Raw genomic sequence first — 14,221 nt, 5'->3', positions numbered from 1 at the left:
TTATGTTCAATGACCTGACAGAAGTGTAGACGGCGAAATCTGGGGTGGAAAAGAATGCGCGCGGCCCGCCTGACCGGCAGCGGCCCCACCCGTCGTACCGTCCTCCGGGGTCTTTTCCTGGCCGGCGCCGCGTCCACGGCCGCCGGGTGCGTCGGCTTCGCGACCACGGGCGGCGGCGGCATGGTCTTCCTGTCCACGCAGTTCCGGCCGGTCGCCGAGGCCGAGCGCTTCCGCTCGTTCCTGGCCGGCGCGGTCCCGGGCTCGGTGAGCTACGTCACGATTGAAGAAGGCCCGTTCGCCAGCCAGGTGCAGAGCCAGGTCGGCGCCGGGCGCACCCAGGTCGGCCTGCTCGGCGGCTCGCACAGCGACCTCGCGCCACTCGCGGGGGAGTACCTCGAAGACGTCTCCGCGGTGCCGTCCGGCCAGGGGATTCCCGAGGAGTTCCGGGCGCTGGCCAGGGCGGGCACTCAGCAGTCCTGGTACGTCCCGTGGGCGCAGGCCAGCTTCGTGCTCGCCGCGCACGAGGACGCGCTGGCGCACCTGCCGCCGGGCGCCGACCCGGAGACGCTGACCTACGACCAGCTCCTGGACTGGGCCATCGCCGCCCGCCGCGCCAACGGCAACCAGCCGGTGCTGGGCCTGCCGTGCGGGCCGAAGGGGCTCATCCACCGGTTCCTGCAGGGCTACCTGCTGCCCTCGTTCACCGGCGGCCAGATCACCACCTTCCGCTCGCCGGAGGCCGTCACCGCGTGGCAGTACCTCAAGGAGCTGTGGGCCAACACCAGCCCGTCCAGCACCACCTACGACTTCATGCAGGAGCCGCTGCAGGCCGGTGCGGTGAAAGTCGGCTGGGACCACGTCGCGCGCCTGGTCTCCGCGCCCGGCGACGAGCCGCGGCGGTGGCGCATGCTGCCCGCGCCGCGCGGCCCCCGCGGCCTCGGCTACATGGCCGTCGTGCTCGGTCTCGCGATCCCGAAGGGCAGCACCGACCGCCGCCAGGCCGAGCAGGTGATCCAGGCCCTGTCGACCCCGCAGGCGCAGGTCGGGCTGCTGCGCTCGAACGGGTTCTTCCCGGTCGTCGACGCGCAGATCCCCGCGGATCTGCCGCCCGCGCTGCAGATGGAGGCCGGCGCGGTGCAGCGCCAGCGGGACGCGCCGGGCTCGGTCCTGTCGCTGCTGCCGGTCGGCCTCGGCACCCGCGAGGGCGAGGTCACCAAGGCGTTCAAGGACTCGTTCCAGGCGATCGTCCTCGGCGGCGCCGACATCCAGTCGACTTTGGACAGTCAGGCGCGGGTGCTGCAGAAGGTGTTCGACGACCTGAAGGTGCCGTGCTGGGCGCCCGATCCGCCGTCCGAGCGTTGCGAGGTGGGCTGACATGGCCGTGACCACCGCACCCGCGCCGGTCCAGACCCCGGTGGCGAAGCGCCGCCGCCTGTCCGGCTCGCCGTGGCTGCTGCTCGCGCCGTCGATCGTCTTCATGCTGGCCCTGTTCGGCTGGCCGGTGATCCAGGCGCTGATCTCCGCGTTCACCGACGATTCCGGCTTCACGCTCGCCGCGTGGGAGCGGCTCTTCGGCGACCCGTACTTCCTGCGGGCGCTGCGCAACACCCTGCTGCTGATCGTCATCGTGGTGCCGGTCCAGCTCGTGCTGGCCGTCGCGATGGCGCTGCTCGTGCAGGCCCGGCCGAAGTTCCTGTCCGGCCACTTCTACCTGTGGACCATCCCGCTCGCGGTGTCCGAGCTGGCCGCCGGCCTGGTGTGGCTGTCGGTGTTCGACAGCCGCGGTTACCTGAACTCGCTGCTGGTGTCGTGGGGCGTCTCGGACACCGGCGTGCAGTGGCTGACCTACACCAACACCGGCACGATGCTGCTGGCCGTGGTGATCGCGGAGATCTGGCGCGCCACGTCGCTGGTGTTCGTCATCGTCGTGGCCGGCATCCAGATGGTGCCCAAGGACTTCGACGAGGCCGCGCAGGTGTTCGGCGCGAGCGCCTGGCAGCGGCTGTGGCACGTGACCCTGCCGCAGCTCAAGCCGAGCCTGCAGGTGGCGCTGATCCTGCGCACGATCCTGGCGCTGCAGGCGTTCGCGGTGGCGCAGGCCCTCACCGGCCGGGACTTCCCGCTGCTGGTCGGGGAGACCTACCAGTGGTACGTGAACCTGCAGAACCCGGCGGTCGCCAGCGCCGCGGCGCTCGTCGTGCTGGCGCTGTCCCTGGCGACGGCGTTGTTCTACCTGCGCACCATGCGGCAGCAGGAGGCGGCCAAGTGACCACGACCCTGCCCCCGATCGACCGGACGCCGCTGCGTCGCCGCCGTCGCCGCGCGGTCGCCGTCCAGGTCGCGTGCATCCTGATCAGCCTGTTCATGCTCGTGCCGATGGTCCTGATCGGCCTGGCCGCGGTGTCCTCGCCGCAGGCGCTGCTGGAGTTCCCGAAACCGCTGATCCCGAGCGGGTTCTCCGGGGACACGCTGCTGGCGTTCGTCCAGGCCACCGGCACCATCCCGGCGCTGGGCAACTCGCTGCTCGTCGGCGTCTACACGGTGGTGCTGTCGCTGCTGGTCGGCGCGCCCGCCGGGTACGCGCTGGCGCGGCAGGTGTTCCGCGGCAAGGACGCCTACCAGGTGTTCATGCTCCTGGCCCGCGCGCTGCCGATCGTGGTGCTGTCCGTGCCGCTGGCGACGATGTTCCTGAACACCGGCGTCTACGACACGGTGTTCTCGGTGACGCTGCTGCACACCACGCTCGCGATGCCGACCACCGTGCTGATCAGCGCGAGCATCTTCGTCTCGGTGCCCACCGACGTGGAGGAAGCGGCGCAGGTGTTCGGCTGCAGCCGGTTCGAGGCGGCGCGCCGGGTCGTGTTCCCGATGGCGTTGCCGGGTCTGGCCGCGTCCTCGATCTTCACGTTCGTGTTGTCCTGGAACGAGATCCTCGGCGCCGCCGTGATCACGCTCGGGCACCGGACGCTGCCCGCCCAGGTGCTGGCCTCGCTCGGGGAGGCGCCGCAGGCCTACCGGTTCGCCGGCGGCTTCGCGCTGATCCTGCCCGCGCTGGTGTTCATCTTCGTGATGCGCCGGTACCTGGTGAACATGTGGGGGACCACGCTGCGATGAGGGAGCGCAATGGCTGAGGTCGTCTTGCACGAGCTCGTGAAGACCTACCCGGGCGGCACCGCCCGCGCCACCGACGAGGTGTCGCTGGAGGTGGCCGACGGCGAGTTCATGGTCCTGCTCGGCCCGTCCGGCTGCGGCAAGACCACGCTGCTGCGGATGGTCGCCGGGCTGGAGACCCCGGACGCCGGGCAGATCGTGATCGGGGGCCGGGACGTCACCTACCTGGAACCGCGGCGGCGCAACCTGTCCATGGTGTTCCAGTCCTACGCGGTGTTCCCCAACAAGAAGGTCGCCGACAACATCGGCTTCGGCCTGCGGGTGCACGGCGTGCCCGCGGACGAGGTGCGCAAGAAGGTCGAGTGGGCCGCGGAGCTGCTGCAGCTCACGCCCTACCTGGACCGGTACCCGGCGAAGCTGTCCGGCGGCCAGCGGCAGCGCGTCGCGGTGGCGCGGGCGATCGTGATGGACGCCGACGTGCTGCTGATGGACGAGCCGCTGTCCAACCTGGACGCCCTGCTGCGGCTGTCCTTCCGCGCGGAGCTGAAGAAGCTGGTCAACGAGATCGGCGTGACCACCCTGTACGTGACGCACGACCAGGTCGAGGCGCTGTCGCTGGGCGACCGGGTCGCCGTCATGCGCGACGGCCGCATCGCCCAGTGCGGCGACCCGGTCGCCGTCTACACCGAGCCCGCGGACGAGTTCGTCGGTGGCTTCCTCGGCAGCCCGCCGATGAACTTCCTCACCGGCACCGTCAGCGACGACGGCTCGCGGATCGACTTCGGCGGCCAGACGCTGCCGGTCCCGGGCGCGCTGAAGACGTTCGGGGGCAAGGAGTTGCGGCTCGGCATCCGGCCGGAGTCGATCACGGTGGCGCCCGGCGCGGACGGCCTGCGCTGCGAGGTGCAGGTGTACGAGCCGCTGGGCTCCTCGACGCTGCTCACCACGGAGTTGTGCGGGCAGGTGCTGAAAGTGCAGGCCGCGGCTGGTTTCCGCGCCGAGCCCGGCCAGACCCTGACGCTGGGCCTGCCACCGGAGCAGTGCCGGTGGTACGACCCCGAAACCCAGCTCCTGTTGGAGGCGAAGTAGATGACCGTCGACGTCACCAGTCCCTGCGAAGGAGCCGCCGGCGGCAGAAGACCGGTCCGCTACGCCAGGCCCACCCTGGCCGCGCGGGCCGCACGAGTGCTGAGGGACAACGACACCGGTGCCGTGATCACCGCGGCGCCGCGGCTCTACCCGCACATGTGGAGCTGGGACGCCGCGTTCATCTCGATCGGCCTGGCCCGGCTCGACCTGCCGCGCGCGGTCGCCGAGCTGGAGACCCTGTTCAAGGCGCAGTGGCGCAACGGGATGGTGCCGCACATCGTCTTCACCGACGACGACGCGTACTTCCCGGGCCCGGACCGCTGGGGCACCGACACGGCGGTCGACGGGCCGCGCGACGTGCGCACCTCGGGCATCTGCCAGCCGCCGGTGCACGCGATCGCGGTGCAGCGGATGCTGGAGATCGCGCGCACGTCCTCGCCGGAGGACCGCGCCGACGCCGAGCGGTTCGCCCGCTCGATCTGGCCCAGGCTGTACTCCTGGCACCGCTGGCTCGTCGAGTACCGCACCCCGGGGTCGAGCGGGCTGATCGCGATCGTGCACGGGTGGGAGTCCGGAATGGACAACTCGCCGCGCTGGGACGTGCCCTACGCGGCGGTCAACCCGGGCGACGAGCTGCCGCCGTACGTGCGCAAGGACGTGCGCGTCATCGGCGATCCGAGCGAGCGGCCGACCGACAAGGAGTACGACCGCTACCTGTGGCTCATCGAGGAGATGCGCCGCGCGGGCTACGACCAGAAGGAGATCGTGCGCCGCTCCAGCTTCCTGGTCGGCGACGTGTTCATCACCGCGCTGTTCGCGGTGTCCTGCGACGTGCTGATCGAGCTGGGCACGGAGTTCGGCCAGGCCGAGGACAAGCTCGCGGATCTGGCGCTGTGGGCGTCGCGGGCACGGGACGCGGTGGCGGCGAGCTGCCACGCGGTGTCCGGCATGGCCCGCGACCGGGACCTGCGCGCCAACCGGTGGCTCGACACGCAGACGATCGCCGGGTTCGCGCCGCTGCTGTGCGGCGGCGCGCCGGACGAGGTCCAGTTGCGCCTGCTGTCGCTGCTGGACAGCGACCGCTGGTGCGGCCACCCCGGCCTGCTGGCGCCAGTGCCGCCGTCGGTGTCACCGATGCGGCCGGGCTTCAACCCGCGCCAGTACTGGCGCGGTCCACAGTGGCCGGTGGTGAACTGGCTGTTCGGGTGGGCCTTCGAGCGCCGCGGCTGGCACGAGCGGGCTCGCAAGCTGCGGGAGGCCGGACTGCGGCTGACCGACGACGGCGCGTTCGGCGAGTATTACGAGCCCTTCACCGGCGAACCGCTGGGCAGCACCGACCAGAGCTGGACGGCGGCCGTGGTGCTGGACTGGCTCTGCGCCGACGCCGACTGACGCGGTCACCACCAGGGCGACGTCCGGCGGCCGCCGAGGACGAGGCGGCCGTCCCGCACCTCGAAGGACGCGCCGTCGGTCAAGTTGTCCGGCAGAGCGGAGCCGTGCAGGCGCTCCAGCCGGACCGGCATCGGTTTCGACCAGATGTGCTCGCGCCCGTCGACGCGGAAGCCCAGGGCGATCTCGTACGTGGCCGACTTGACGGAGGCGAGCGCGACGTGGAAGCGCTCCACACCGCCGGGTTCGATCGCCCTGGACAACGCGTAGTCCCGCCGCTGTCCGGGCTCCGCGTCGAGCACCACCGCGTGCACCGTGGACGGGGGTACCGCGTTGTGGCTGACCTCGTGGAACTCGTAGGAGAACCCGTGGTCGCCGAGCCAGAGCACCCCCGGCGAGACCGGTTCGTCGATTGCGCACCGCACGTCGGTGCGGGTGATCTCGTGGGAGTTCCCGTCCTCGGTTTCGTAGCTCCCCGTCACGGTGATGCCGACCGGCACCGCCGCCGTCTCCGGGAGAGCGCCGACGTAGCGGAGGTGCCACTGCTGGCGCGGGCTGTCACCGCGGGGGAGGTTCTCGAAGTACTCGCCGACGTGCCAGCGCTCGTGGTGGGACAGCAATGTCCGGAAGTCTGCCGACGCGCGGATCGAGTCGTCCTCCCGCTGCATCGCTTCGGCGACGTTGCCCAGGAACTCCGCCCGCCGTCGCCTGAGGTCGCCGATCGCGCCGGCGATGGCGGGGTCCGGGTCGAGGCGGAGCACCGGAACCGTCGCCCCCGGCTCCACGACGGGAACCGTCACCTCCGACTGCGCGGGGAACAGGTCCGGCAGAACCGGGTCGACGAGCCGCAGGCGCATCCGCCTGGCCGCACCCCAGCCCGCGTTGCGCGCCGAGACGACCACGGACTGGCCTCGCACTGCGTAGCTGTAGGACAACACCGGCGCCCGGTCGACGGTGACGCCCTTGACGAGCACCGAGAAGGAATCGAGGAACGCCGTCGCGTCCCCGCGGTTGACGAACTTGCAGTCGATCGCGCCGACCTCGAACTTCTGCTCGAGCACCTCGTACCGGTTGTCCGTGGGCGGGTTGGCGGCCGGACTGGACAGTTCCGGGTCGAGCGCGGTGCCCACCAGGGACACCACCGCCTGCTTGGGCCGGGTGCGGCGCGGGAGCAGCGCGGTGAGCACGAATCCGGCGAACCCGAACACCACGGCCACCACGGCCAGCCAGAACACCTTCGACACGATCGAATCGACCAGCGTGAACGTCTCGTTGCCCTGCAGCGGGGACAACACGCTGAGGTTGAGCACCTGCTGGTAGAGCAGGTAGAGGATCACCACGGCCAGGCCGGCGAGCGTGAGCGGCGTCTTCAGCTTGCCGATGATCTTGGCGAACGTTTCGAGGTGGTTTCCCATGTGGCGTCACTTCCCGGCCAGGACCAGCGGATGATCCATGTTATCCGCGGGCACGGCGGTGACGGTGCGGAAACGAAAAGAGGGGCGTGGCGGCAGCCGTCACGCCCCTCGTTCCCGCCTGGTTCAGGCCACGCCCACGACGTCCTCCGTCGTCGGCGGGCGCTGGACTTCCACGTGCTTCTTGCTGCGCCGCTGGCGGCGTTCGATGTAGTTCGCCAGCGCGGTGAGCAGCAGGCACAACGCGATGTACATCGCCGCGACCACCAGCGTGGACGGCACGATCGGGCGGCCGAAGGTGCCCTGCGAGCCGATGTAGCGGGCGTAGTACAGCAGCTCGGGGTAGGTGACCAGGAACCCGAGCGCGGTGTCCTTGAGCAGCACCACGAGCTGGCTGATGATGGTCGGCAGCATCGACCGGACCGCCTGCGGGATCAGGACGAGCGTCATCACCTGCGTCTTGCGCATGCCCAGCGCGTACGCCGCCTCGCTCTGGCCCCTCGGCAGCGCCAGGATGCCGGCGCGGAAGACCTCCGCCAGCACCGACCCGTTGTACAGGGTCAGGCCCAGCACCACGGCGGCGAACGGCGGCAGGGACACGCCCAGCACCGGTGCGCCGTAGTAGAAGAGGAACATCAGGATCAGCAGCGGGATGGCGCGGAAGAACTCGACGACGGCGGTGGAGACGCCGCGCACCCACGCGTGGTCGGACAGCCGCCCGGCCGCGAAGATCGCGCCGAACACCAGCGCCAGGACCGCGCCGAGCGCGAAGGCCTGCAACGTGGCCAGCAACGCGTCCACGAGGTCGCGCTGGACCTGGGCGTACTGGAGCCACTCCCAGCGCCGCGCGGAGAACTGGCCGCTGTCGATGAAGCGCCAGATGATGTAGGCGATCACCGCGGCCACGATCAGGCTGCCGACCACGGCCAGCACCCGGTGGCGGGCACGCGCCTTGGGACCGGGGACGTCGAACAGGACGTTGCTCATCGCGCCACGCTCCAGCGCTTCTCGAGGGTCCGCTGGATGAACGACAGGACCGCGACCAGGATGATGAACCCGAGGGCGACCCACAGCAGGCCGACCAGCTGGTTGTCACCGCGCTCGGACAGGTACTGCCGGATCGCGCCCGCTTCGGCGACGGAGAACCCGGCGGCGATGGTGGTGTTCTTCAGCAACGCGATGAGCATGCTCATCAGCGGCGGCACCACCGAGCGGATGGCCTGCGGCAGCACGATCTGGCCGAGGATCTGGGTGAAGGTCAGACCCAGCGCGCGGGCGGCCTCGGCCTGGCCGACGGGGACGGTGTTGATGCCCGAGCGGACGACCTCGCAGATGAACGCCGAGGTGTAGAGCGTCAGCGACACGACCGCGGCGGTGAAGTAGCTCAGGTCGAGGATGTCGAGCAGCGGGTAGGCGAACACCAGGAACACGAACACCAGCGTCAGCGGGGTGTTGCGGAGCAGTGTCACGTAGGTGGCGCCGACGGCGCGGAACACCGGGACCGGGCTGACCCGCAGGCCGGCCAGGAACGTGCCGAAGATCAGGCTCGCCACACCGGATATCAGGAACAGCTTGATCGTGGTCCAGAAGAACGGACCGTAGAGGTCCAAGTTGTCGAGCAGGACGTCCATCGGGCCTTCCCCGCCGCGGTTCGATTGATGGGTGGAAACGGGTGTGGCCGGTGAGCGCGCTCGCGCTCACCGGCCACAGAGGAGTGTCAGTAGCGCTGGATCGCCGGCGGCGTCGCGGCCGAGCCGGACTTGCCGAGGGTGGCGTCGTAGATCTTCTGCCAGGTGCCGTCGTCGATGGCGGCCTGCAGCAGGTCGTCCACCTTGCCGCGCAGCGCGGCGTCGTCACGGGGCAGGCCGATGCCGTACGGCTCCTGCGAGAACGTCTTGCCGACGACCTTCAGGTTGTCCGGGTCCTGCGCGGCGAAGCCCTTGAGGATGGCGTCGTCGGTGGTGACGGCGTCCACCTCCTTGGTGATCAGCTTCTCGACGCACTGCGAGTACTTCTGGAACTCCACGATGTTCGCGGGCTCGGTCAGCTGCTGGTCGCGCACGCGCTGGATCGGGGTCGACCCGGTCACCGAGCAGACCTTCTTGCCCTTCAGGGTCTCCGGGCCGGTGATCGAGGTGTCGTCCTTGCGCACCAGCAGGTCCTGCCCGGCCATGAAGTACGGGCCGGCGAAGGAGACCTGGCCCTTGCGCTTGTCGGTGATGGTGTAGGTGCCGACGTAGTAGTCGACGTTGCCGTTGGTGATCGCGGCCTCACGCGCGGCCGAGTCGACCGTGGTGAAGGTGATCTTGCTCTCGTCGAAGCCGAGGCCCGCGGCGACCATCTTCGCGATCTCGATGTCGAAGCCCTGGAACTTGCCGGTCGTCGGGTCCTTCAGGCCCAGGCCCGGCTGGTCGTCCTTCACGCCGATGGTCAGCTTGCCTGCGCCCTTGATCTTGGCGAAGGTCGGCGAGCCGGCCACGTCCACGTTCTGGGCCACCGTGTAGGTGGGCAGCGCGGCGGCGTCGGTTCCGGTGTCCCCGGTGCCGCCGGAGGGGGTCCCCTCCTTGCCACAAGCGGTCAGCGTCAGGGCGCCGACCAGCAGGCCCGCTGCCAGGGTGCGGATCTTCATCTGGATTCCTGTTCTCCCGGGATCGAGCGGCGCCTGCCGGGCGCCGCGGGAACTCAACTAGTGCGTCAGGATCTTGCCGAGGAAGTCCTTGGCGCGGTCCGACTTCGGCTTGGTGAAGAACTCGTCCGGCGACGCGTCCTCGACGATCTCCCCGTCGGACATGAACACCACGCGGTTCGCCGCGCGACGGGCGAAGCCCATCTCGTGCGTGACCACGAGCATCGTCATGCCTTCCTTGGCCAGCCCGGTCATGGTGTCCAGAACCTCCTGGACCATCTCCGGGTCCAGCGCCGAGGTGGGCTCGTCGAACAGCATCACCTTCGGCTTCATCGCCAGCGCCCGCGCGATCGCCGCACGCTGCTGCTGACCGCCCGACAGCTGAGCCGGGTACTTCTGCGCCTGGTTCGCGATGCCCACCCGGTCCAGCAGCTGCATCGCGGTCTTGCGCGCCTCGTCCTGCCCGATCTTGCGGACCTTCACCGGCGCGAGCATCACGTTCTCGACGATGGTCTTGTGCGCGAACAGGTTGAACGACTGGAACACCATGCCGACCTCGGCGCGCAGCGCGGCCAGGGCCTTGCCCTCCGCGGGCAGCGGCTGGCCGTCCACCTCGATCTCGCCGGAGTTGATCGGCTCCAGCCGGTTGATCGCGCGGCACAGCGTCGACTTGCCGGACCCGGACGGGCCGAGCACCACGACGACCTGGCCCTTGGGCACCTCGAGGTTGATGTCCTTGAGCACGTGCAGGTCACCGAAGAACTTGTTCACGCCCGCAGCCCTGATCATCGCTGGTGCTGACGTAGCTGTGCTCATCTGCCCTCCATAGCCAGGCTCACTCGGCGATCTAACACCGTGACGCGCCCCCGCGCCCGTAAATCGAATCAAACGCAACCTAGGTGTCATCCGTTTTGGCCGGTTCCGGACGCACGGTGACCCCGGGTGCCGGTAACTGTAGTCAGGCGAGCGGTGCAGTTCGGACGGGGTCGCTTCGCTCGAACGGGGCACGCCGCTGCGCTCGGCGTCGTCACGTTCGATACTCGGTTCGTGACCGCACGCAACCTCCGCAAGACGGCCGCCGCGCTCGTGCTCGGCGCGGGGCTGTGCACGCTCGCCGCGCCCGCCGCGCACGCCGACGGGGTCAGCCTGAAAGCCGGCCCGTACCCGACGCAGGCGGACTGCCAGTCGCAGCTCCCGTCCTGGCCGGGCCACATCTGCACGTTCATCCCGGACCTGCTGCCCGGCCCGATCCCCGAAGGCTGGTACGTAGCGCTGCGAACTTAGGCCTGTCCACACGCCCTGCGTGGCGGTGCGGGTGGTGGCCCCTCCCGTCTGGCCGCCACCAGCCTCAACGGACACGCTGCGCGCGGCGGCCTCGATTCCAGGCGGCCCCTGGCTGTGGGATCGCCTCCGCATGAATTCCCACCCGCCGGCCCGGCCACCACCCCTGACGGACGCGCTCCGCGCGGCAGTGTGAACCACCGCGTCGGCGCTGTCCTCGCCAGGAACCGCCCACCCGTCGCCCACCACCACCCTCAACGGACGCGCTGCGCGCGGCGGCCTCCATCTGCGTCGCCCACCACCACCCTCAACGGACGCGCTCCGCGCGGCGGCGCCGGCTCAAACCCGGGGCGGTGCCGGCTGCGCAGGTGGTGCGGCGGCTCCGCCGCCGGAAGCAAGAACGCTGACGCGCGCGAAGGCGGGCAACCCCGAAGAGTTACGCTGGTAACCGTCATGGCTTGTCTTACCAGCGAACACGGTGCCCGATGAACGGTGGCAAAACCTACCAGATCCGCACGTTCGGCTGCCAGATGAACGTGCACGACTCCGAGCGGCTCGCGGGCCAGCTGGAGGAGGCGGGCTACGTTCCGGCCGGCGCCGACGACGCGCCCGACCTCGTCGTGTTCAACACGTGCGCGGTGCGCGAGAACGCGGACAACAAGCTCTACGGCACCCTCGGGCACCTGCGCCCGGCCAAGGACGCCAACCCGGACCTGCAGATCGCCGTCGGCGGCTGCCTCGCCCAGAAGGACCGCGGCGAGATCGTCAAGCGCGCGCCGTGGGTGGACGTCGTGTTCGGCACCCACAACATCGGCGCCCTGCCGGTGCTGCTGGAGCGCGCCCGGCACAACGCCGAGGCCGAGGTGGAGATCCTCGAGTCGCTGGAGACGTTCCCCTCGACGCTGCCCGCGCGGCGCGAGTCGGCCTACTCGGGCTGGGTCTCGATCTCCGTGGGCTGCAACAACACCTGCACCTTCTGCATCGTGCCGTCGCTGCGCGGCAAGGAGCGCGACCGGCGGCCAGGCGAGGTCCTGGCCGAGGTCGAGGCGCTCGTCGCCGAGGGCGTGCTGGAAGTGACGCTGCTCGGGCAGAACGTCAACTCCTACGGCGTCGAGTTCGGCGAGCGGGACGCCTTCTCGAAGCTGCTGCGCGCCTGCGGCGGCATCGACGGCCTGGAGCGGGTCCGGTTCACCTCGCCGCACCCGGCCGCGTTCACCGACGACGTCATCGACGCGATGGCCGAGACCCCGAACGTCTGCCCGCAGCTGCACATGCCGCTGCAGTCCGGTTCGGACCGGGTCCTGCGCGAGATGCGCCGCTCCTACCGGTCGAGCCGGTTCCTGTCCATTCTGGACAAGGTGCGCGACCGGATCCCGGACGCGGCCATCACCACCGACATCATCGTCGGGTTCCCCGGCGAGACCGAAGAGGACTTCCAGGCCACGCTCGACGTCGTGCGCGAGGCCCGGTTCTCCAGCGCGTTCACCTTCCAGTACTCCAAGCGCCCCGGCACCCCGGCCGCCGAGCTGCCGGACCAGCTGCCCAAGCAGGTCGTGCAGGAGCGCTACGACCGGCTCGTCGAGCTGGTCAACGAGATCGCCTGGGACGAGAACAAGAAGCTGGTCGGGCGCAAGGTCGAGCTGCTGGTCGCCGAGGGCGAGGGCCGCAAGGACACCGAGACCCGGCGGATGAGCGGGCGCGCCCGCGACGGCAGGCTGGTGCACTTCACGCCGACCGGGTCCGCCATCGACGGGTCCGTGCGGCCGGGTGACGTGGTCGAAACCGTGGTCACCTACGGCGCGCCGCACCACCTCGTCGCCGACGGTGACCTGCTTACGCACCGGCGCACCCGCGCCGGTGACAACGTGGAGGCGGGCCGCCGGCCCAAGACCGACGGGGTCAGCCTCGGGCTGCCCTCGTTCGGCCGCCCGGCGCCCCAGCCGGTGACGACGGGCGGGTGCGGGCTGTGAGCGAGAGCGACTACGACCGGTTGGGCACCGACGTCGACGAGGTCGTCACCAAGGCCTCCCGCACCGTCGAGCTGGGCCGCCGCGGGTTCGTCATCGCGGTGCTGGTGTTCGTGTTGCTGGTGGGGCAGCTGCTGCCGTGGGTCGGCCCGCACGTGGGCTGGCAGGTGCTGCTCGGGCAGGGCGGCGGCATCCCGCAGCTGTTCGCGGTCACGTCCACGGTGATCGGCGTGCTGGCCTCCGCGCTGACGCTGATGACGCGCCGCTGGTGGCTGTCCTGGGTGTGCGCGATGGGCGGCTGGTTCGCCTCGGTGGACGGGCTGCTGGCGATCTGGTCGCAGCAGTCCTCAGTCGCCAACGGCGCCACCGGGCGCGGCCCCGGCATCGGCATGGTGATCGCGCTGGTCGCGACCATCCTGCTGGCCGCCCAGTGGATGCGCACCGCCTGGTCCCGCACCTGAGGCGAACCGCGGGGCCAGCGACCGGGCGAGGCCGCGGAACAGCTGCACGTGCGGGTCGCGGTCACCGGTGCGGGTGGCGAGCACGCTGTGGTCCCACGGCGCGTCCACGACCGGCACGCACACCGTGCCGGGCCAGCGGTAGAAGCGCGCGAACGAGCTGAGGGCCGAACCGGCGCCCCGCCCGGCCGCGACGCTCATCAGCACCTCCTGCGGGGTGACCGCGTGGTCCGGTCCCGGGCGTGGGGCCTCGCCGCCGCGGGCCTCGGTGAAGTACAGGTAGTCCGTGAACGGCCGCGGCGTGTGCGGCGGCAGCGCGACGAACGGCAGGTCCAGGACGTCGGCGAGGCGGAGTTCGTCGGCGGCGGCCAGTTCGGAGTGCGCCGGGATGACGACGATGCGGGCCTCCGTGGTGAGCACGTCGACGGTGATGCGCTCGTCGGTGACCGCGGGCCGGACGAAGGCCACGTCGACGCGGTGTTCGAGCAGTGCGCTGGTGTGCTCGGTGAAGGTGAGGGCCTCCAGGGTGAGGCGCACGTGCGGCCGGAGGTGCCGGAACGCGGCGATGACGGCCGGGGTCAGCTCGGCCGAGCCGTGCCCCATCACGCCGACGCGCAGGGTGTCGGTGTGCTCGGCGAGGTCCGCCATGTCGGTGATGGCGGCGTTGGCCGCGTCGACCAGGCCGCGGGCGTGGCCCAGGAAGCGGTGCCCGGCCGGGGTGAGCCGCACCGGGGCGCGCTCGAACAGCGGCACGCCCAGCTCGCGCTCGAGCTGCTGGACGTGGGCGGTCACGGCCGGCGGGGAGAGGAAGAGGCGCGCCGCGGCCCGGCCGAAGTGCCCTTCTTCGGCCACCGCCAGAAACGAGGCAAGGCGGCGCAGGTCCACGCC

At 70.7% G+C, this 14,221-nt stretch carries 14 protein-coding genes; 8 read left to right on the top strand and 6 right to left on the bottom strand.

Annotation, left to right across the window (positions count from 1 at the left end; all coding sequences use genetic code 11):
- Positions 1-54: 54 nt before the first annotated feature.
- From AMY39116_RS0321055 to AMY39116_RS0321035, 5 genes are read left to right on the top strand one after another with little or no spacing between them, the layout of a single operon-like run.
- A complete protein-coding gene (locus AMY39116_RS0321055; protein WP_020419615.1) occupies positions 55-1,374 on the top strand; it encodes an ABC transporter substrate-binding protein in 1,320 nt (439 codons plus the stop codon).
- Position 1,375: 1 nt separating this feature from the next.
- Entirely contained in the window at positions 1,376-2,269 is an 894-nt protein-coding gene (locus AMY39116_RS0321050) for a carbohydrate ABC transporter permease (protein ID WP_020419614.1), read from the top strand.
- A complete protein-coding gene (locus AMY39116_RS0321045; RefSeq protein WP_020419613.1) occupies positions 2,266-3,114 on the top strand; it encodes a carbohydrate ABC transporter permease in 849 nt (282 codons plus the stop codon). Before AMY39116_RS0321050 ends, AMY39116_RS0321045 begins: the two co-directional genes overlap by 4 nt.
- 9 nt (positions 3,115-3,123) lie before the next feature.
- Entirely contained in the window at positions 3,124-4,200 is a 1,077-nt protein-coding gene (locus AMY39116_RS0321040; protein WP_020419612.1) for an ABC transporter ATP-binding protein, read from the top strand.
- On the top strand, positions 4,201-5,592 hold the full coding sequence (locus AMY39116_RS0321035; RefSeq protein WP_020419611.1) for a glycogen debranching protein: 1,392 nt from the start codon (positions 4,201-4,203) through the stop codon (positions 5,590-5,592).
- Positions 5,593-5,597: 5 nt separating this feature from the next.
- Here AMY39116_RS0321035 and AMY39116_RS0321030 read toward each other — a convergent pair whose 3' ends face one another.
- The 5 genes from AMY39116_RS0321030 to AMY39116_RS0321010 all read right to left on the bottom strand — a co-directional run bounded on the left by AMY39116_RS0321030 (position 5,598) and on the right by AMY39116_RS0321010 (position 10,416).
- A complete protein-coding gene (locus tag AMY39116_RS0321030) occupies positions 5,598-7,004 on the bottom strand; it encodes a hypothetical protein (RefSeq protein ID WP_020419610.1) in 1,407 nt (468 codons plus the stop codon).
- Between the two features lie 123 nt (positions 7,005-7,127).
- On the bottom strand, positions 7,128-7,988 hold the full coding sequence (locus tag AMY39116_RS0321025; protein ID WP_020419609.1) for an amino acid ABC transporter permease: 861 nt from the start codon (positions 7,986-7,988) through the stop codon (positions 7,128-7,130).
- On the bottom strand, positions 7,985-8,632 hold the full coding sequence (locus AMY39116_RS0321020) for an amino acid ABC transporter permease (protein WP_020419608.1): 648 nt from the start codon (positions 8,630-8,632) through the stop codon (positions 7,985-7,987). The genes AMY39116_RS0321025 and AMY39116_RS0321020 overlap by 4 nt, the downstream gene beginning before the upstream one ends.
- 86 nt (positions 8,633-8,718) lie before the next feature.
- Positions 8,719-9,630 (bottom strand): glutamate ABC transporter substrate-binding protein, encoded by a 912-nt coding sequence (locus AMY39116_RS0321015; RefSeq protein WP_020419607.1) that lies wholly within the window; start codon positions 9,628-9,630, stop codon positions 8,719-8,721.
- Positions 9,631-9,687: 57 nt separating this feature from the next.
- On the bottom strand, positions 9,688-10,416 hold the full coding sequence (locus AMY39116_RS0321010; RefSeq protein ID WP_193354374.1) for an amino acid ABC transporter ATP-binding protein: 729 nt from the start codon (positions 10,414-10,416) through the stop codon (positions 9,688-9,690).
- Between the two features lie 258 nt (positions 10,417-10,674).
- Here AMY39116_RS0321010 and AMY39116_RS0321005 point away from each other — a divergent pair, with 258 nt between their 5' ends.
- The 3 genes from AMY39116_RS0321005 to AMY39116_RS0320995 all read left to right on the top strand — a co-directional run bounded on the left by AMY39116_RS0321005 (position 10,675) and on the right by AMY39116_RS0320995 (position 13,336).
- The gene (locus AMY39116_RS0321005) at positions 10,675-10,911 is read left to right on the top strand and encodes a hypothetical protein (protein WP_020419605.1); all 237 of its coding nucleotides are present in this window, start codon (positions 10,675-10,677) and stop codon (positions 10,909-10,911) included.
- A gap of 482 nt (positions 10,912-11,393) precedes the next feature.
- The gene (gene miaB / locus AMY39116_RS0321000; RefSeq protein ID WP_020419604.1) at positions 11,394-12,878 is read left to right on the top strand and encodes a tRNA (N6-isopentenyl adenosine(37)-C2)-methylthiotransferase MiaB; all 1,485 of its coding nucleotides are present in this window, start codon (positions 11,394-11,396) and stop codon (positions 12,876-12,878) included.
- A complete protein-coding gene (locus tag AMY39116_RS0320995; protein ID WP_020419603.1) occupies positions 12,875-13,336 on the top strand; it encodes a membrane protein in 462 nt (153 codons plus the stop codon). The genes miaB and AMY39116_RS0320995 overlap by 4 nt, the downstream gene beginning before the upstream one ends.
- Here the strand turns inward: AMY39116_RS0320995 and AMY39116_RS45575 are convergent.
- Positions 13,223-14,218, bottom strand: coding sequence for a LysR family transcriptional regulator (locus tag AMY39116_RS45575; protein WP_084506130.1), 996 nt, complete (start codon positions 14,216-14,218; stop codon positions 13,223-13,225). The two genes, AMY39116_RS0320995 and AMY39116_RS45575, sit on opposite strands and share 114 nt — an antisense overlap.
- Positions 14,219-14,221 lie beyond the last annotated feature (3 nt).

It is taken from the genome of Amycolatopsis sp. ATCC 39116, assembly GCF_000231075.2.
GTDB classification, from domain to species: domain Bacteria; phylum Actinomycetota; class Actinomycetes; order Mycobacteriales; family Pseudonocardiaceae; genus Amycolatopsis_E; species Amycolatopsis_E tucumanensis.
The sequence above is the reverse complement of the archived record's forward strand: the minus strand, read 5'-3'. Positions and strand labels throughout refer to the sequence as shown.